This window comes from Hyphomicrobium sp., assembly GCF_035548195.1.
Taxonomy (GTDB): Bacteria; Pseudomonadota; Alphaproteobacteria; order Rhizobiales; family Hyphomicrobiaceae; genus Hyphomicrobium_B.
The window spans coordinates 1-19242 of the sequence record NZ_DASZTY010000005.1; the positions used below are offsets into that span (position 1 = coordinate 1).

The following is a 19242-nucleotide window of genomic DNA, read 5'->3' on the forward strand; positions in this document are numbered from 1 at the left end:
TGCCTGCGCTACGTCATTCTTCATGAGATGGCGCATTTCATTGTACCAAACCACAATGCAAATTTCGTAGCACTACTCGATCGGCACATGCCGGGTTGGCGACCGATCCGCGCAAAGCTCAATTATGGTCCGCTGGCTGAGTTTTAAGGCGCGTCCGCCGACGCGGACGGGCGCTACTCGCTGTGCTTCCGGAGGCCTTCGCGTCTCCGCCGTTGGGTGACGATCACTCGCGCAAGACAACGCGGCTGCGATCCGCTTCGCGGTGCCGCGCCTCGGCGTCCGCTCGGCCGCTGGACTTCAGCTCTTTGACCATGCCCACTTTCTCACATTCCTTGGAAAGGCGTCATTTGTCCCCTTGGGAGAGCCTACTGCTGGTCAAATACAAGCAGCGAAGCGAGGCGGCCACGGTGAGCGGTGGGGGTACATTTGGGGGTAGGTCAAACCCGAGCCGGAAAAGAGCCATTTAAGATCAATTCACTAAGTTGAACATTCGCTGCCCTCCTGAGGCACCAAAAATACATAAAATTAATGAGTTAGGTGGCGTTTTCCTTACACTGACTTCCTAACCTTTTGAATTTGCGCGGTTGTACGATTTACAATCGAACTACAACCACTCATCCAATGATTACTCACGATCATCAACCATCACTGCTTCGATGAACGTCGCCGCGACTTGCGGGACGATGGCGTTTCCAATGGCGCGCAGCTTAGAAATAGAAATTCGCGCGGGTACCCCATGAGCCAGCACGGGTGTTCCGGGCACAGCGCGCCGTCGCCGACTGTCAGCACTACGGGTGACGCGAAATGAGGGCTGTGGATGGAACTTTGGCGCCGCGAGAAACGAAAGAAATTTGTGTCATGGTTGCTCCCGACTTCCGAAAGGGAGCCACCCTATTTGTACGGGCTTCCGAAAAAGCAATACCGTTTTTTAGGGACTGTGGATGGAATGGCTTTTCAAAGTAGCCGAGCAGCTTTCTCCGATTATCGCTTTTTGGTGGGACAAGCTCGTCTCGCTACTTAATTCCAACTTTATGGCTGCGCTTGCAGGTGCCTTCGCCGGTGCGGTGGTGGCCGATCGGATTGCCACAAGGAAAAGCAAAGGGGCAGAAATCTCTGATGCGCTACGAAATACCAACTCGGCAATCGCACTATCGGGGCTGATCTCAAACCAGGCGCTCGTCATGAAAGGACAGCACGTTCTCGATCTACACAAGGACTTTGCTCTTGAAGAGGTGCGGTTCGAGGAAACGATGCGCCGGCTCCAGGCGGGCGAGGCCCTCGGACCAGAGGAGCGTGTGATCAAGACTAATCTGGCAGAACTTCCAGAACTCTACGTCCCTATTGATGAGCTCACTGCGTTAGTGTTTGGCAAAGTCAAAGCCGGCGCTCGCGCTATTGGGTTGTTGATAGCGGTACAAAACGCGTTGCGAGACCTTAATCTCTCAATCCAGAGGCGGAACCAATTGTGCAGCAAGTTTCGCATGACACCTCCGGAAGATCGCGTCGCGCTTTACCTTGGCCTTCCTGTGGAAGGTGGTCGAGACGAAACCTACCCGCAGACTATTTCACACATCTATCAAACCACGAATGATTTAGCGTTCTTCGCGATGCAGCTTGCTTCCGAACTTCAGGAGCATGGGAAGAAACTGGCCAAACGCTACGCGCAGACGTTTCATGCCCAGGCGCCGCATGTGAATGAAATGAAATTCGATACTCCGCGTGCAAGAGCGCTAATGCCGCCAGAAGCGGCTTATTCCGACTACCTGTCCATGTTCCATCGGGTCGAAGCCATACAAGCTGACCGCTTATTTAAGCGCCTCCACAATCGAATTTCGGCCCTCTTAGGATAGGAAGCCCCGCCCGCTCTACGAGACCGGACGGGGCTCTACGGGGCAAAAAACTTCCTAACCTCGTTCCTAACCGCTTGATCTGACTCGACGCGCAAGCGCCCTCCTGAGGCACCATTTTCAATTTCAAATCTTTATTCTCGCAAGCGACGCTAACGATGCGATGCGAAGATTCCATACTGCCGGGCGAAACGTTCGTGTCTGGCTGAGATGTATTTTCCATCTTCGTTGTGGTTAAGCGCGGATGTTTGCTTCGCGGCTCTCTCGCGTAAGCTTTGCTAGATTCGCATATTTACCTGCTGAAATTCGCGAATTTTGGCATTTGCGAGAATTGTGCTAGGCTCGCTCTATCAAGCCCACAGGATGTGTTTTGCATGCGCGAAGCCGCGCCAACACGTCTTGCGTTGGCTTGAATTCTGGAACGTTGTCGCACGGCTTTGCCGAAAGGGGCAGCAATCGAAAAGTACCACGGAGGGATTGCAATGACGACGATGGTCGCCTTTGAGAAAATCAATGAAGCCAAAGCCAATTTGGACGACATTTACAATCAACCCGATCCGCGGGCCTATTTCCAAGAGCTCAAGAAGCTCGACTATTCCATACCCAACAATGCCAAACCGGTTTTTCAGAAGCTGATCGCCGATTTAAAGCGTCAGCGACACCATACGATTCATGTTCTCGATATCGGATGCTCGTATGGGGTGAACTCGGCGCTTCTCAAGCATGACCTTTCGATGGACGATCTCTACGAACATTGGAATGGCGAGATGTTGGCCGATGCCACGCCGGAAGAGGTCATCCAGCGTGACCGTGAATTTTTTGCGAGCCTGCAGGAGCCAAAGGACCTTGAGATCATCGGTATTGATCAATCCCGGAACGCCATAGCGTGCGCGGAAGAAACGGGCCTGCTGAACGAAGGTCTCGCGATCAATCTTGAAACCGAGCCATTGCCGGCCGCGGCGAAAGAAGGATTGGCGCCCGTCGATCTCGTGATATCGACGGGATGCGTTGGGTATGTCACGGAGAAAAGCTTCGAACGTCTATTGCCTGCTGTGACGCGTGACGAACAGCCGTGGATTGCCAACTTCGTGCTGCGGATGTTCCCGTTTGACGCCATCGAGGAGACATTGTCCGAGTGGGGTTATACGACGGAGAAGCTTCACGGTCAGACGTTTGCTCAGCGCCAATTCGCATCTGTTGAAGAGCAAGAGCAGGTGTTGGAGCACTTGGTCAAACGCGGCATTGACCCGACCGGAAAGGAATCCGAGGGTCAGTTGCTGGCTGAATTCTATCTTTCGCGTCCAGCGAAAGAAGCTGTTGCAGTACCCCTGGACCAGCTCGTTCTTGCCTGAGCTAAAGTGAGTGGTGCGCGATTCCCGCTCGATAAAGGGGGCGGGGACCGCGAGCCTTCCTCGGCGGGCGTCTGAGGGGGCGTGTGCCACCATCCTTTCGACCAACGCCAGGGGCGTTCACTGTCTCACGTCTTCATAGGGTAAGCCATCGGCTCAGATTCAGTACGGTGGGACGCATCAACTCTCCAACGCAATTTGCAAATATTACGGATGACGGCCGTTCGCCTAGGCTGGTGTCAGTCGACTTGGCGTGCAGCCGAAACGCGTCTTGAAGGCTCTGTTGAACGTCGAGAGATCGCTAAAGCCCCATCGGTAGGCCAAGGCCGAGATTGGCGGGCGACGACCTGACGAGGCAATCAGATCCCAGCGGATGCGTTCCAACCGCTCGGCGGTGACGTAGGCGCTGAAGGTCGTGCCGGATTGCGTGAAAAGCTTGTGAATATATCGGACGGACACGGACATGTGCTCGGCCGCCGCGGTGGGAGAAAGATCAGGATCCGACAGATTGCGATCAACGTAGCTGAGCACTTCGCGCAACATACGATTGCCTTGCGCGAACTCGTTTTTTTTCTCCCCTGCGTTTATTCCGGCGGACAACGGCAGCAGCGTAATGCAGGCAGTGAACAGGCTATGAAGCTCATCCGATGATGCCGAGCAAAGGTTCTGAGCGATCATTGAAAGGCAGCTCGAAAGCGGGCCGATGAGCCTCTCCGCAGAAAGAATTGTGTTGCGAAAGAAATCGTCGACGTTCGGCATTCCTGAAAACTGCGACTTCGGTATTATGAAAGCCAAATTATCGCACGGACAATCAGGGTCTTCTGTCAGGACTACCGGTTCGTAGCTTTGGTAGAGTACCAAATCTCCGGGCTTCGCGATGTTCGTGTGACCGCCCTGCTCGACCTTCAACTCGCCGCCGAGGATGAGATTGCCGTGGACGCATTCTATCGGCGAGTTCGCGATATCCTGTTTGGTTTTCACCGCCACGATCGGGCTCATGCGCACGCGGCCGACTGCCCCGTTTTCAAAGGCTATACTTTCGACCCGGCCTTCAAAATTGTTGCCGTAGAACTCGGGAGACCACGGCATGAACTCGCTGCAGATTGTTTCGCGAAAGAAGCTGAACGCCTGCGTCGACGGCCCATACTGACTATCCCAAATGTGCAATTGGGAACTTGGGTGTGCGGGTGCACCCCCTATGTCGCCTGACATATGTTTCCTCCACTCACGCGGTTCTGTTGCCGCTATTGAGTTCCCGCTTCAAAGTTTATTATCGCTCGGTTTTTAGTTTGAATTCTGTTCGAGTGTTGCGAACTGTGGCATCGCGGATGGTGTCGCGTTGGCGAATTTACGCGCTGCGACTACCGCCCGAAACTGATTCTATTTTCGCTCAAGCGTAGTTCGTCCGCTATGCATTGAGTGCACTCGCTCAATCAAATTGCGGCGCGTGCAGATGAATTATCTCGGCATATGTATTGTGATCTGCTTGCGGTGCGATACACGCTAAAATCGGGCTCGGTATTGACTTGGAGAGCATGAAAACTTCTTCTTAAACGCTCGAATAAACGTCGATAAATCGTTGAATCCCCATCGATAGGCGATGGTGAAGATCGGTTGGTTTCGGCAGGCCGCGGAGATTAGGTCGCGGCGGATGAATTCCAGCCTCTTCGTTGTAACGTAAGAGGTGAAAGTCATGCCCTTCGCTGCGAACTGCTTGTGTACGTAACGCACTGATATACCTAGGTGTTCTGCCGCGAATCGTGGCGACAACTCGGCCGTCGCCAGGTGTTCATCTATGAACGCGGTCAGCTCGCGGCCGTAATGGCTCGATGGTGGCTCGAAACTCTCGATTCCCTTGTGCACTCTTTGCATATATGCGCTGGCCACCGGCAGGAGCTGGGCACACACCTCATAGAGCGCGGCAAGTTCTTCGTGCGAGGTTGTCAGGAGGTTCTGTGACAGAAAATCCAGGCAACTCGATAGCGGGCTGATGATCTTCTCTGCCGGGATAGCGACGTTGTGCAGGTCGGATCCGGTTCTGCAACTTTCGCCCAGCAGCGCTTTAGGAATTCGGAGCGCCAAGTCTTCATAGGGATGATCTTCGGATTTTGTGATTACGACCGGGTGGGAGCTATCGTACGCGACGATGTCGCCTCGTTTCGCCGTCGTCGCTCTTCCGTGCTGGGAGACATGCATCTCGCCTGACAGGATATAGTTGGCATAGATGCAATCGGCTGGTGATTGCGCGAGCTCTAAGCTATTGCGAGTGGCCGTCGCGGGAGACATTTTGATTCTTGCGACCGCACCAGATCCCAAAATCAAGCCTTCCACGCGGCCCGAAAATTCTTCTTCGGGTTCGTATTTGAACGACCACGGCATGAACGTGCTCGTTATCGCCTCTGTGAAAAGGCTTAGCGCTTTGCTTCGTGAGCAGTAGTCGGTATCGCACATGACGCGGTCATAGTGCGCAGTGGATGCAGTACGCGGACACTCGGTCTGCTGATCCATCGTCCCGTCCTCAATGTTGGGTTCCCCTGAGAAAGCGAGATGTACGCTCGGCCGAAGAGATGCAGCTTCAATGCTTACGCATTTCTAAATTCCAGACCTCAACATCGAAGCTTCTGCGACGTATTTGAGAGGAATGAAAAAGGGCGTGCGCTGTATGCCAAGTCGAGTTCGCTTGGCGCACAGTATGATGGGGATGTCGTTGAGGGTGGTTTCGCGGGCGCGACCGGATTGGTGGCAGTGATAACGCGATGCCCAATACTCTTGCTGATCTGCCGGACTTTCCATAGCCGTTCGCCGGTCTGAGTCCGGGTGGTGGCCTGCGAACGCCCGGTCTGGCCGATCCTTTCAGCAGCACAATTGTGCAAGCTCGCCGACGGTGACAATTCGTGGCGGCATCAATCATCGATACTTAGAGTGAGAAGCGGACTTATCCGAGCGCTGCTATTTTCTCAGACGACGTTTTTCCAGATGAGTTCGTGCACGCTGAAATTCTGCATTGGGTCGGTCCACACCCGTTGCGGAAGCCATCCTGATGCACGCGCTGACTCGCGGAATTGTTCGACAGTATACTTATAGGAATTTTCCGTGTGGATGCTTTCTCCAGCTTTAAACCGAAATGTACGAGCGCAAACATCGACCTTCTGATCACGGCGGCTGACGAGATGCATCTCGACACGTCCTTTGCGAGGATCGTAGATCGCTTCGTGCCTGAACTGACGAGCATCGAAATTGCCGCCCAACTCCCTGTTGATGCGATGGAGGAGATTGAGGTTGAATGCGGCCGTTGTTCCTGCCGCATCGTTGTAAGCATCGACGAGAATGCGCGGATCTTTCTTCAAATCGACGCCGATGATGAGCCGGCCATCCTTACCGAGAACGTTACCGAAAATCGAAAGAAGTTCCTCCGCGTCCGCCGGGGCCAGGTTGCCGATCGTGGAGCCGGGGAAAAATCCCGTCTTTCGGCGGGCTGCGAGATCAGACGGGAGAGTGATGGCCCGAGAGAAATCGCCGACGATCGGGCGGACGTCGAGTTTGGGATAACGCTTCGTGAGGCGTGTTTTTGCGTCGGCGAGCGCCGTCTCGGATACGTCGATCGGAACATAGGCGACGGATGACACGTCAATACGATCTAGAAGTATCTCCGTTTTCAAACTTGAGCCGGAACCGAACTCGACAAGCAACTCGCCTTTGCTGATCCCGGCGATCATTTCATCGGCATATTTCTTGAGAATTTCGGCTTCGGTTCGTGTCGGATAATATTCCGGCAGGCGAGTTATATCTTCGAAAAGTTCGCTTCCGCGCGCGTCGTATAAATAACGGCAAGGGAGAACCTTGCGCGCAGCAGAAAGACCTTCGATGACGGACAATGCGAACTCATCTTCGAGGTCGTCGCATTGCTTGCCTGCTTTTGCGAGAGTTTGACCAGAACGCATCAATCGATCTCCGAAGCCAGGCGCAGCCCCGCGAATTGCCAGCGCTGATGGGGGTAAAAAAAGTTTCGATAGGTGGGCCGCGAGTGGCCTTGCGGGGTCGCGCACGAGGCTCCGCGCAACACCTGCTGGCTGACCATGAACTTTCCGTTGTACTCACCGATGGCGCCCGCAGGCGGTTTATAGCCGGGATAAGGGAGATAGGCGCTTGCGCTCCATTGCCAAACGTCGCCGAAGAGCTGTTTGGGCGAGTCTGCCTTTCCCGGTGCGGCCGGTTGCGGACGCAATGTCGTCGCGTGCACGCTTTCGCGGTCTACGCCCGATGTAAGTGCAGCGGTTTCCCATTCAAATTCGGTGGGGAGGCGTTTTCCGGCCCACCGCGCAAATGCATCGGCTTCGTAGTACGAGACATGAGCCACGGGCTCTGCGGGCACGACCGGCAAAAGTCCATGCAAAGACATTTGGAACCAGCCGGCTTCGGTCTTTTGCCAGTAGAGTGGTGCCTGCCATTCTTCGCGATTGACCGTCGACCAGCCGTCGGCAAGCCAGAGCGAAGCGGTCCCATATCCTTTGTCCTCGATGAACTCGAGCCATTCCGCGTTCGTCACAAGGCGATCCGCGAGCTTGAAAGGATGAATAAGCGTCTCATGCGACGGACCTTCGTTGTCCCAATGGTAACCGTCGGAAGTATGTCCGATGCGTTGAATTCCGCCCGCATAGTCGAGCCAGCGAACGGGTTGCGGCGCCGACAGATCAAGTTTGGACGGGTATGGTTGGTAGGCCGGTTTTAATGGATTGGCGGCGAAGAGTGCCAGAATGTCGGTCAACAGCAGTTCTTGATGTTGCTGTTCGTGGTTGATGCCGATCTCAAGAAGGCGCGCGACCTCGCTGCTTTGTCCCGCATCTGTCGAAAGGAGCGCATGCAGGGCCTCATCGACGTGGGCGCGATAGGCGAGCACACGGTCCGCCGACGGTTGCGTCAACAATCCGCGTTTCGGCCGAGGGTGCCGTGGTCCCAAAGTTTCGTAATATGAGTTGAAGCAATAGTTGAACGCGTCATCGAAAATTCGGTAACCGTCGAGATGCCGTTTCAATACAAAATTTTCGAAGAACCACGTCACGTGCGCGAGATGCCATTTGGTCGGACTGGCGTCTTCCATCGCCTGCACGACCATATCTTCAGGCGTCAGCGGTGCTGCAAGTGCAAGCGAGTGCTGTCGCGTCGCAAAGAGCCGATCGGAAAGTCTATCGAATGTTTGCTGGTTATCGGTCGGTCGGCGATTCTCGGCGGATGAAGATGTCTGTCGCATCGTTCTCCTCTCTGAACTGTGCGTCATTTAAAGATTTGGCGCCTCTCGCGCCGATTTATCGCTTGCAGCGAAGCTGGCTGATCGAACGAACGTTGCTTGTTGAGAGTTTTGCCTGTCGCTTCGGGACGGAATGATGGGCACTGCAACGTTCGTTGCTGGCGATGAAATCGTTTCATCAAAGCAGCTCAAGCATGGCGCGACAAGTTTGTCCGATTTGCCGCAAACACCCGGTCCATACAATGCAGCCAATTCTCTGCGTATACTCGTACTCTTCGCGAGGCCAGCACTCGTCATACCGATACTCACGGATTCTGTGGTGGGGCAGGGAGTTGAGAACTCAACTTGGCTTTCTTTCGGCCTGTGTGTTTGCCTGCGACGCCGATCGCAGAGAAGGAACTTCATTAAACTCAAGAACGGGTGGATCGTTCCCTAATTGTTTTCGCTTGGCGAAGCTTCTGGATCACGCGGTGTTGTTCTCGACGAATTCGACCAGCTTCGAGTCAAACGCGAGGTACTCCGATATCTGGTTCGCTGCCGGAAACGGCGTCTCATAGCTCCAGACGGCATCGCGGGCGGATGTCTTATCGGTCCGGAGTGAGAAGTAGTTGGCATCACCTTTGTAGGGGCAATGGGATTTGGTCGATGATTTTTCCATTAGCGTCATATCGACATCAGATCGTGGGATGTAGCGAACGCCCGGATACCAAGCTTCATAAAGCATAACGGCGGATGTGGTGTCGGCGACTACGTTGCCCTTCCACAGGACGCGCAAACGAGCGGGGTATGGCGCGATACGGATCGGATGGTTCGGATCTTCGTTCATTAATTCTTCTCCCGTCTGTTGGTTCGGTGCGATATGGGAGGCGAATTCGTCATCAAAAGGGGCTCGCGGCGTTTGATTCTGCTCCGGCCTTGACGTTGGGCGCTTCCTATCGCTTATGTCCGAGTACCAGCCGGCCGGACGGCCGCTGCCGGACCTCGTTGTGGCAAAGCGCGCTCTAAAGGCTCGCGAGCAAGGTGTCCGGTGGAGGAAAGTCCGGGCTCCATGATGACACGGTGGCGGCTAACGGCCGCCGGGGGCGACCCCAGGGACAGTGCCACAGAAAATATACCGCTCGCCTTCGCTGCTCCGCGGCTTCGGCGCTGTAAGGGTGAAAAGGTGCGGTAAGAGCGCACCGCGCTTCTGGTAACAGAAGCGGCAGGGCAAACCCCACCGGGAGCAAGATCGAATAGGGGTGAGCTTGCGGAGCGGGAAACCGCAGACGCAGGGCGTGTCATCACGCTTCTCATCCGGGTTGATTGCACGAGGCGCCTGGCGACAGGCGTCCCAGATGAATGGCCGTCGCGGAGGAATTTTGGCCGACACTCGGTAAGCCGGTGTCGGGCTGTCCTCCAGACAGAACCCGGCTTACAGGCCGGCTGGTATTTTTTTTCGTTCATTTGGCGCTCAGAGTGCCGACAACACGTCACACGCGCGATGAGCCACGCGGCCGCGCCATATCCTACCGTCGTTAAAATGCAGCTCAACGTGATCATCGCGGTGAAGGCGATCGGCGGCGCCTTCAGGTAGCTCGGCCGCAGAGCGCGAACGAAGAATGCAAACGGGTTGAAAAAAGACCCGATGCAGATGGAGAGCAGGACCCATGTCGGAGGCGTAATTCCGAGCGTGCGAAAGAGAACGAAGAAAATGAACAGAAATTGCGCCATCATCAGATGGTCGATGTGCGACTTCAAAAGATCGCTGCGGCCGGGTATGAGCTTGAGCATCGGGCTGTCGTCGGACGAAAAGACCGCGACGAGGAGCCAAGCCTGAATCAGGGCAACGCCGAGACACAGACTCCCGATTAGCAACAAGTATTGTGTGGGCACGGCGCTTTCACTCCATTCTGCAATTCGCTCGGCGATTTAGATAGACAACGTCGTGTACGGCGGCTTGACTGAGCGGGACGAATGTCTTGGACGACATGGCCAGCGAGAGGCGGGGAATGAGGGGTTCATTTTCGACGGATCGCGTACCGGCAAAAGACCGGCTTGCGTACTGGAGCGATCTCGTTTGCGGCGTCTTCGTGAAGCTCGATTGCAGGTCATCAACTCGGCATTCGTTCAACGCCGCGATGCAGTACGACACTCTCGGTTGGCTTCGGGTCGTCGGCGCAGAAAGCAATGCAATCGAAGCGGTGCGATCGCATCGGCAGATTGCAAAAGGATATGAAGACGATCTCTTGGTTTCTATTCAGATCGAAGGACAAACGCAGCTTGTTCAAAACGGACGTGAGGCTGTACTCAGCGCCGGTGATTTCGCGCTTTACGATAGTGAGCGTCCTTACAGTTTGCGCATGTCCGACGAGACGCGGCTTGTTTGCCTGCAATTTCCGCGAAAAGAGCTTGTCGGGCGGCTCGGGCCGGTTTCGCCATTCGTTGCGCGCGCAAATTCCGGAAAAGGTGGTGTAGGCCGCTTCTTCCTGGATCTCGCTCGCGTGCTACCGCAGCGAGCATCAGAAATCGAAGGTAACGCCGTCCGAAGCTTCGCTGATCACGTCATCGACTTGCTTGCCTTATCTTTAGACTGCGGTCATGCGGGAAGTTTACATCTCGCGTCGAGTCGCTCGTTAATGCTTGCCCGATTGAAACGAGTGATATGCGATCATATTCGGGATCCCGAGCTAGGCCCTGCGCTTGCCGCACGGCTCGGCGGAATGAGCGTGCGCCATGCTAACCGTCTTCTGGCGGAGGAAGGGACTTCGCTGGAGCGTTTTATTCTTAGCGAGCGGTTGGCTTGCTGCGCCTCCGTGCTCGGCAGCGCTAAATTCGATCATTTATCCGTTAGCGAAGTTGCGTATTCGTCCGGTTTCAATGATGCGAGCCATTTCAGCCGGACCTTTCGAACGCGTTATGGCCTATCGCCCAAAGCCTATCGCCTGCAAAAGCGATCCAAGCCGAAACTTTAGAAATTTCAGGCATTGAAGGTCGACTTGAGACTGTTGCTTATCATCTTCGTCATTTTGTATGTGATCCCCATTCCCGCAATGGCTTGGACGGAAGACGATATCACCAATGAAGGGCTTGCCGGATCGCTCATTCCGGCAACGGATGGCAAGCCGGGTCCCATGGTGCTCATCTTGCCTGGTTCGGGTCCGGTCGATCGCGACGGCAATGCGCCGGGCATGGATACAGACAGCCTCAAGCTCCTGGCGCGCGGGCTTGCCGATCTCGGGATCAGCTCGCTTCGCATCGATAAGCGCGGCGTCGGCGAAAGCTACGCTGCCGGTCCGAGCATCGAAGATCTGCGCTTCGGCACGTACGTGAATGATGCGGTCCAGTGGCTCGATTTTTTGCGTCGCCGCTCCGACGTTTCGAAACTCTATATCCTGGGGCACAGCGAAGGCGCCCTCGTTGCCACTCTTGCTGCGAAGAGGACGAGTGTTGCTGGGCTCATTTTGCTTGAGGGCGCGGGGCAGCCGATTGCGCAAATCCTCGCTCGGCAGCTCGCAAACGCGGGTGCTTCGCTAAAGCTACAGCGGTTATCCAAGCGTATATCGGATCGACTGGAGCACGGTGTTGCTGTTCCCAATGTTCCAGTCGAACTTTTGGCGCTCTACCAGCCGCGTGTGCAAAGGTATCTGATGTCCTGGATGCCGCTTGATCCGGCGTCGGAACTCGCAAGCGTGACGTGTCCAGTTCTCATCGTCCAGGGCGACACCGACCTGCAGGTGAGTGTCGACGATGCGCGGAAGCTTTCATCGGCGCTGCCTTCCGCCCAACTGGTGGTGATTCCCGGCATGAATCACATTTTGAAGGATGCGCCCGAAGACCGCGCGCAGAACCTGGCGACTTATGGAAACTCCTTTTTGCCGCTCGACACGCGCCTTCTGCCGGTGCTTGCGGATTTTCTACGACAACATTGAGTCGTAGCGCGCGGCGCTAACCATCTAAAAAATTTGAAAGATACTCGTTTAGGCCGAGGGATCTTGGCCTGGAGAGGGCCTTTTTGCGCGTGGTGCAAATCCGCGTCTCGGCGCAAATATCCTTAATAAACCGTTGACGACCGGATTATCCCATGTAATCCCATAGATGCCCGTCCGCACCGGGCAGGACACCGTGGCTGGGCGCCGATTTGGTAGAGGGCCCGAATCTGAGCGACCGCCACGGCTCTTTCTTGCTGGTCCCGGCGACTCCCTTTCACGGAGCCGGCCGCCGGGACGGACTAGATGAAGCGTATCGACCAGTAGCGAGTGAGGAGGACGAGTATTCGTTAGCTGGGGGATGGACCGCTTTGTCTCGACATTCACAAACAAGATCGACGCCAAAGGCAGGGTTTCGATTCCAGCCTCTTTCCGTGCCGTGCTCGAACGCGACGGCTACGCGGGAGGGCTCTACTGCTACCCCTCGCTCGATGCTCCTGCACTCGATGCAGGCGGCGAAAGACTTGCAAAGAAGATCGACGGGCTTCTCTCGGGCTTGCCGGATTATTCGGACGAGCGGGATGAACTGTCTGTCGCGCTCTATGGCGACGTCCAGGTTCTCACGATCGACGGCGACGGCCGCATCGTCCTTCCTGAAAGCCTTCGCACGCACGCCGGCTTGGACGCCGCCGTCACGTTTGTTGGCCTCGGTGACAAGTTTCAGATGTGGGAGCCCAAACGCTTCGAAAAGCGCCGAGCCGAGGCGCGCAGCAAAGTTCAGGTGACGCGCAAGCTTTTTGCAGCGGGTAGCCGGTCGTCGAATGACGGCGGCGACGAGGGAGCACGGGAATGACGCGCGGTGGCGGGGCAGAGGGAGCCTCGCTGGGGCCGGCTGAAAAGCCTCCGCGCCACATTCCCGTGCTGATCTCGGAAGTGCTGGAAACGCTCGCGCCCAAAGACGGCGAAGTCTATATTGACGGTACGTTTGGCGCGGGCGGCTACACGCGTGCGATTCTGCAATCCACAAATTGCAAGGTGTTGGCGCTCGATCGTGACCCGAACGCGATCCGGGGCGGGGAATCGGTGCAGGCGAAATTCGGTGACCGGCTAAAGCTCGTCCAAGCACCGTTCAGCCAGTTGGAAGATGCGGCGCGAACTGCGCTCGGGGACGCCCAGGTTGACGGCGTCGTGCTCGATATCGGCGTCTCATCCATGCAAATCGACGATGCCGAGCGCGGATTTTCGTTTCAGCATGACGGTCCGCTCGACATGCGGATGTCGGATAGCGGGCCAACCGCCGCCGATTTCGTGAATACCGCGCCGGAAGAAAAAATCGCCAATGTAATTTACGCGTTCGGCGAGGAGCACAAGTCGAGGGCGATCGCACGAGCCATTGTCAAGCGTCGCACCGAAACTCCGTTTGGGAGGACGTTGGATCTCGCCGACATAGTTTCGCGGGTTTTCCACGGGCGTAAAATCGACGGGCGCCATCCAGCAACCCGGACGTTTCAGGCGCTGCGCATTTATATCAATGACGAACTGGGCGAACTGGCAAATGCTCTGTCGGCAGCCGAGCGTATTTTGAAGCCTGGCGGGCGCCTGGTGATCGTCTCATTTCACAGTCTGGAAGATCGGATCGTTAAGAAATTCTTGGCTGAGCGAAGTGGTCGAACGCCGTCCGTTTCACGCCATTTGCCAATGGAATCGATAAAAAGCGTCGCTCCAAGTTTTCGAATTGTTAACTCGCGCCCGTTAACACCTTCTAAAGGTGAATTGGATGTGAACCCGCGTGCTCGGTCGGCACGGCTCAGAGCTGCAATCCGGACCGAAGCGGGTGCGTGGCCTCTCAACCTCAAAACTTTGGGTTTTCCGAGTTTGCGAGATTAGCGCGTCGGTTGCAGGCCAGAGTTAACAGGGACTACCGCGATGCGTCTCTTGAATGTAACCGCCTTCTTCTTCGCGATCGCAAGTGCCCTCCTGCTCTATGGACTGAACTACGATACGCGCCGGCTTGAGGCCGAAGTTCACGCTAAAGAACGCATAGCCGAACGGGCGCGAGAGGATATCGCGGTTTTGAAAGCCGAGCGCGGAACGCTGACGCGCCCCGACAGGATCGATACGTTTGCGCGCCAGCTTGGACTTTCGCCGCCGCGCGTCGATCAGTTTGTCGACGGGCGTGAGGTTTCCGCGCTGAACGAGCGTCAGGAAGGCAGCAATGGCCGCTGACGTTTACGGGGGGAGCGGGCAGACACCCGCGGATATTCGCAAGCGCCGCACGCGAAGCGGTGCGGAAATTGGTGTCTATGCCTTCTTGTTCTTTGCATTCGCAGAAGTCGCCATTCATCTATTGACGCTGGCGCTCGACCATCAGGGCGGTGTTACGCTTGCTGTTTCCGAGCCGGTGGCTACGAGCTTCAGCCGTCCGGATATCGTCGATCGCAACGGCCGCCTTCTCGCAACAGATTTGGAAGCGCCATCCATTTATGCCGACCCGGGCATCGTCGTCGATCGCGACGAGCTTGTTGAAAAGCTTGCGACGGTCTTGCCGGACATCGATCAGAAAGATCTTCTGCGAACGCTTTCCGATCGGTCGCGCCGTTTTGTCTGGGTGCGGCGGGGCGTGTCACCGAAGATCGCACAAAAAGTGCACGATCTCGGTCTTCCGGGGCTGTCATTCCGATATGAATTAAAACGTGCCTATCCGGCGGGAAAACTTGCCGGGCATGTGCTCGGATCGGTCAACGTCGATAATCGCGGCCTAACGGGCATCGAAAAATACATCGACGATAGCGTTGGCGTCGATCCGATCCACGCGGCGGTACTCTCAACGCGGCCTCCGGTGCGCTTGTCGCTCGACATCGGCGTTCAGCATGCCCTCGAAGACGAACTCGGCGATGCGGAGAAGCGCTATCACACGAAGGGTGCGGCCGGAATCGTCCTCAACATCAAGACGGGCGAAGTCCTTGCGAGTTCATCGCTGCCACGCGTCGATCCCACCTGGCCGACGCAAGCTTTGGACAATAAGCATCTCGACCGGATGATGAGCGGCACATACGAGCTCGGCTCGGTCTTCAAAACATTGACTATTGCGATGGCGTTCGACGAAGGAATTGCGAAACCGGATACGATGGTCGATGTGCGTCAGCCATTGGAAGTCGGGCGCTTTACCGTCAAGGATTATCATCCTTCAAATCGTCCTCTCAGTGTGACGGAGGTCTTTACGCATTCGTCCAACGTCGGCGCCGGTATGCTCGCGCTGCAGGCGGGGCCGGACAAGCTCGAAAGCTTTCTACGTAAATTCGGTATGCTGACGCAGCTCAAAACCGAGGAAGGTACAGTCGCCCCGCCGCAGCTCCCTCCGAAATGGGGCAAGGCCGCTACAATTACGGTTGCGTTTGGGCACGGTATCGCAGTCGCTCCTTTGCAGTTTGCGGCCGCTGCCGCGACGATCCTCAATGATGGAAAGCCGGTTCATCCCACGTTCCTTCGCCGGTACGACGCTGAGGCCACTGACGAAAAACCGCTCATTACCAAAATGACCTCGCGTGAGATGGCGCGCCTTATGCGCCTCAACGTCAGCGGTCCTGATGGTACCGGCAAGAAAGCCGATGTGCCGGGCTACCGCGTCGGTGGAAAAACCGGAACGGCGGATGTCGCGAAGCGCGGCGGCTATTCTTCCAAATCGGTGATTTCGTCATTCCTCGGCGCGTTTCCGATGGACGACCCGCAGTATCTGACATTCATCGTGCTATTCGAACCGAAGGGCACGAAAGAGACGCATTGGCAGCATACGGCCGGATACACTGCAGCGCCTGTCACGGGCCGTTTGATTGCGCGGATTGCCGCGCAGCTGGGTGTCAAACCGATGGACGTTGTTGCGAGCCAATGATCGTCGCCGAGGAATATTTGACGGCTTGTGGCCGGGCCTCGTATCTAAGTAACTGTTTCGAATTATCCGAGGCGCTGATGAGACGACGGGGCAAGGGGAGTCATGCGGCTTAACGATGTCCTGCCGGCCGACATCGAGCCACCGCCCGGCGCCGACTCCATTCGCGTTACGGGCATCACGGCGTCGAGTGCCGCGGTCGGACTCGGCGCCATCTTTGCTGGGCTTCCGGGATCGAAAGTCGATGGGGCGTCTTTCGTGCCGGATGCCGTGGCGCGCGGCGCGAGCGTTATTCTGGTGTCGAAGGGCCGAGGTGTTACGGTTCCCGACGGCGTGGCGCTGATCGAAGTCGATAACCCGCGCGCAGTGCTGTCCAAGATCGCGGCCAAATTCGCCGGAAGGCAGCCACGATGTGCTGTCGCTGTTACTGGTACGAGCGGGAAAACGTCGGTTGCGGATTTCACACGTCAGATTTTTGCGCGTCTCGGCCATAAGGCGGCGTCGCTTGGAACAATCGGTATCGTGAAGCCGGACGGCGCGGTTTATGGACCATTGACGACGCCCGATCCTGTGACACTGCATGCGACGCTCGCGGCGCTCGCGGACGAGGGGGTTACGCACCTGGCCTTCGAGGCTTCTTCGCATGGTCTCGATCAGCATCGTCTTGACGGTGTGGAACTAAGCGCGGCCGCCTTCACGAATCTGGGTCGCGATCACATGGATTATCATCCGACGGAAGAGGCGTATCTCAATGCCAAGCTCCGTCTCTTTACGGAGCTTTTGCAGCCAGGACAGCCTGCCGTCATCAACAGTGACGGTGCGCGATTTGAAGACGTCGTTGCAGCCGCAAAGACGCGCGGTCTTCGTGTTTTGACGGTTGGTGCCCGAGGTGAAACGCTGCGGCGAGTGTCGCTGGTGCGCGAGGGTTTTCTACAGCGGCTCGCGGTTCTCTCGGACGGGAAAACGTATGACGTACGGCTCCCGCTTGTAGGAGGTTATCAGGCGGAGAACGCTCTCGTTGCGGCCGGTTTAGCGATAGCGACCGGGGAGAATACAGACGAAGCACTTGAGGCTCTGGCCAATCTTAGGGGCGTTCCGGGGCGCCTCGAAATCGTCGGTGAACGAAACGGCGGGCTCGCCGTGATCGATTACGCGCATAAACCTGAAGCGCTTGCAGCGGCGCTCGATGCGTGCAGGCCGTTTGCGACGGGCAGGCTCATCTCCGTCTTCGGTTGCGGCGGCGATCGCGATAAAGGCAAGCGCCCGATTATGGGCCGCATCTCCGTCGGAAAAGCCGACGTGACGATCGTGACCGACGACAATCCGCGCTCTGAAGATCCGGCCGTCATTCGCCGCGAGATTCTTGTTGGCGCGATTGGAGCGCGCGAAATCGGGGGCCGGGCGGAGGCGATAGCGACGGCGGTTCGCATGATGCAACCGGGCGATGTTGTGCTGGTCGCTGGCAAAGGACACGAAACAGGCCAGATTATCGGCGATCGCGTCGTGCCGTTTTCGGATCACGAAGAAATCCGAAAGGCGCTGGAAAGCTGATCGGCGATGCAACCTTTGTGGACTTTTCCGGAATTGGGTGCGGCTCTCGCGAGCGGAGAAGACGATGCTGACGGAAGTGTCGCAGGCGTTTCGATCGATACGCGGACGATTGAAGCGGGAGATCTTTTCGTTGCGCTAAAAGATCAGCGCGACGGCCACGATTTCGTCAGTGCAGCGTTCAAGGCCGGTGCGGCGGCAGCGTTGGTGTCGCAAGGTTATGGGCGTAGCGAAGAAGACCGCGCGCTCTTTCGCGTACCCGATACGTTGAAAGGCTTGGAAGCGCTTGGACGCGCGGCGCGTGCGCGATTGAGCGGCGATGCACGCGTGGTCGCCGTTACAGGGAGTGCCGGAAAGACCGGGGCCAAGGAAATGCTTCGTGTGTGTTTCTCCGCGCTCGGCCGGACACACGCGTCGGAAAAATCTTACAATAATCATTGGGGCGTGCCGCTGACGCTCGCGCGGATGCCGCGCGAAACGCAATACGGTGTGTTTGAAATCGGTATGAATCATGCGGAAGAAATTCGTCCACTGACGAAAATGGTGCGGCCGCATGCTGCGATCGTTACAACAGTCGAAGCCGTGCATCTTGAGCATTTTCCGTCTGTAGAAGCCATTGCGGACGCCAAAGGCGAAATTTTCGAAGGACTGATACCGGGCGGTGCGGCGATCATCAAATACGACAATCCCTATCGGGAGCGGCTCAAGGCGATTGCGGCGCGTTATGGCGCTCGACCTATTACGTTTGGGTTCGATGAAGGCGCGGATGTTCGAGGCCAGGATCTGAAATTGAGCCACGATGGCAGCGATTTGGTAGTATGTTTCGGCGGCCATCGGATGCCGCTTCACCTCGCGATGCCGGGGCGGCATATCGCGGAAAATGCGCTCGCGGTTGCGGCCGCGTTAGCCGCGGTCGGGGCCGACGTCGGCAAGACGTTTTCCGTATTGGCCGGTCTTTCGCCGCCGGACGGGCGCGGGGCGCGAAGCGTGCTTCATCTTGCAGGTGGCGAGGCGCTTCTGATCGACGAGAGTTACAATGCCAATCCGGCCTCGATGCGTGCGGCTTTGGTGACGCTCGGGTCCATGCCTCGCCCAAAATTTCAGCGTAAAATCGCGGTCTTGGGGGACATGCTGGAGCTTGGTCCGGATGCCCCGTCGCTCCACGTTAGCTTAAAAGATACCGTGGACGAGGCCGACATTGACCTCATATTTGCCTGCGGTCCGCACATGAAGGGCCTTTATGATGCCCTACCATCGTCGAAAAAGGGCGGCTACGCTTCGACGGCGACCTCGCTTGAGGCTACATTGGCATCGAATCTGCGGCGCGGTGACGTTGTCATGGTCAAGGCGTCCAATGGGATCGGGCTTGGTTCTATCGTCAAGGCGTTAAAGGCCCAGTTCGGGAACGATGGGTCGGGCTGCCAGGCCTGATCTGGCATGATGGGGGGAGAATTCGGCGCGC

General features: G+C 56.7%; 16 protein-coding genes and 1 other RNA gene. 12 read left to right on the forward strand and 5 right to left on the reverse strand.

What is annotated here, in order from left to right:
• The first annotated feature begins 3 nt into the window (after positions 1-3).
• The 3 genes from VHB22_RS16330 to VHB22_RS00370 all read left to right on the forward strand — a co-directional run bounded on the left by VHB22_RS16330 (position 4) and on the right by VHB22_RS00370 (position 3199).
• Entirely contained in the window at positions 4-147 is a 144-nt protein-coding gene (locus VHB22_RS16330; RefSeq protein WP_414652689.1) for a M48 family metallopeptidase, read from the forward strand.
• A 794-nt stretch (positions 148-941) separates the two neighbouring features.
• Positions 942-1850, forward strand: a complete 909-nt coding sequence (locus VHB22_RS00365; RefSeq protein WP_325454958.1) for a hypothetical protein — start codon at positions 942-944, stop codon at positions 1848-1850.
• Positions 1851-2329: 479 nt separating this feature from the next.
• A complete protein-coding gene (locus VHB22_RS00370) occupies positions 2330-3199 on the forward strand; it encodes a class I SAM-dependent methyltransferase (RefSeq protein ID WP_325454959.1) in 870 nt (289 codons plus the stop codon).
• 225 nt (positions 3200-3424) lie between these two features.
• Here VHB22_RS00370 and VHB22_RS00375 read toward each other — a convergent pair whose 3' ends face one another.
• The 5 genes from VHB22_RS00375 to VHB22_RS00395 form a co-directional block, all read right to left on the reverse strand.
• Complete coding sequence (locus VHB22_RS00375; RefSeq protein WP_325454960.1) at positions 3425-4408, reverse strand: AraC family transcriptional regulator; 984 nt, start codon at positions 4406-4408, stop codon at positions 3425-3427.
• Between the two features lie 291 nt (positions 4409-4699).
• Positions 4700-5704: a helix-turn-helix domain-containing protein gene (locus VHB22_RS00380; RefSeq protein ID WP_325454961.1), complete on the reverse strand. Its 1005-nt coding sequence runs from the start codon at positions 5702-5704 to the stop codon at positions 4700-4702.
• Between the two features lie 449 nt (positions 5705-6153).
• Complete coding sequence (egtD, locus tag VHB22_RS00385) at positions 6154-7137, reverse strand: L-histidine N(alpha)-methyltransferase (RefSeq protein ID WP_325454962.1); 984 nt, start codon at positions 7135-7137, stop codon at positions 6154-6156.
• Entirely contained in the window at positions 7137-8444 is a 1308-nt protein-coding gene (gene egtB, locus VHB22_RS00390; RefSeq protein ID WP_325454963.1) for an ergothioneine biosynthesis protein EgtB, read from the reverse strand. The genes egtD and egtB overlap by 1 nt, the downstream gene beginning before the upstream one ends.
• A gap of 460 nt (positions 8445-8904) precedes the next feature.
• A complete protein-coding gene (locus tag VHB22_RS00395; RefSeq protein WP_325454964.1) occupies positions 8905-9267 on the reverse strand; it encodes a DUF427 domain-containing protein in 363 nt (120 codons plus the stop codon).
• A gap of 126 nt (positions 9268-9393) precedes the next feature.
• Between VHB22_RS00395 and rnpB the strand changes: the two genes are divergently transcribed.
• The 9 genes from rnpB to VHB22_RS00440 all read left to right on the forward strand — a co-directional run bounded on the left by rnpB (position 9394) and on the right by VHB22_RS00440 (position 19211).
• Positions 9394-9871, forward strand: an RNA gene (gene rnpB / locus VHB22_RS00400) — RNase P RNA component class A.
• 558 nt (positions 9872-10429) lie between these two features.
• Positions 10430-11392 carry a helix-turn-helix domain-containing protein gene (locus VHB22_RS00405; protein ID WP_325454965.1) on the forward strand — a complete coding sequence of 321 codons (963 nt, stop codon included), beginning with the start codon at positions 10430-10432 and terminating at the stop codon, positions 11390-11392.
• 24 nt (positions 11393-11416) lie between these two features.
• Positions 11417-12349: an alpha/beta hydrolase gene (locus VHB22_RS00410; protein ID WP_325454966.1), complete on the forward strand. Its 933-nt coding sequence runs from the start codon at positions 11417-11419 to the stop codon at positions 12347-12349.
• A gap of 358 nt (positions 12350-12707) precedes the next feature.
• Positions 12708-13199, forward strand: a complete 492-nt coding sequence (mraZ, locus tag VHB22_RS00415) for a division/cell wall cluster transcriptional repressor MraZ (RefSeq protein WP_325454967.1) — start codon at positions 12708-12710, stop codon at positions 13197-13199.
• Positions 13196-14233, forward strand: a complete 1038-nt coding sequence (gene rsmH / locus VHB22_RS00420) for a 16S rRNA (cytosine(1402)-N(4))-methyltransferase RsmH (RefSeq protein WP_325454968.1) — start codon at positions 13196-13198, stop codon at positions 14231-14233. The genes mraZ and rsmH overlap by 4 nt, the downstream gene beginning before the upstream one ends.
• Positions 14234-14272: 39 nt before the next feature.
• Positions 14273-14572 (forward strand): cell division protein FtsL, encoded by a 300-nt coding sequence (gene ftsL / locus VHB22_RS00425; protein WP_325454969.1) that lies wholly within the window; start codon positions 14273-14275, stop codon positions 14570-14572.
• The gene (locus VHB22_RS00430; protein ID WP_325454970.1) at positions 14562-16235 is read left to right on the forward strand and encodes a penicillin-binding protein 2; all 1674 of its coding nucleotides are present in this window, start codon (positions 14562-14564) and stop codon (positions 16233-16235) included. Before ftsL ends, VHB22_RS00430 begins: the two co-directional genes overlap by 11 nt.
• 102 nt (positions 16236-16337) lie before the next feature.
• Complete coding sequence (locus tag VHB22_RS00435) at positions 16338-17783, forward strand: UDP-N-acetylmuramoyl-L-alanyl-D-glutamate--2,6-diaminopimelate ligase (protein ID WP_325454971.1); 1446 nt, start codon at positions 16338-16340, stop codon at positions 17781-17783.
• Positions 17784-17789: 6 nt separating this feature from the next.
• Complete coding sequence (locus VHB22_RS00440) at positions 17790-19211, forward strand: UDP-N-acetylmuramoylalanyl-D-glutamyl-2,6-diaminopimelate--D-alanyl-D-alanine ligase (RefSeq protein WP_325454972.1); 1422 nt, start codon at positions 17790-17792, stop codon at positions 19209-19211.
• Positions 19212-19242: the final 31 nt, after the last annotated feature.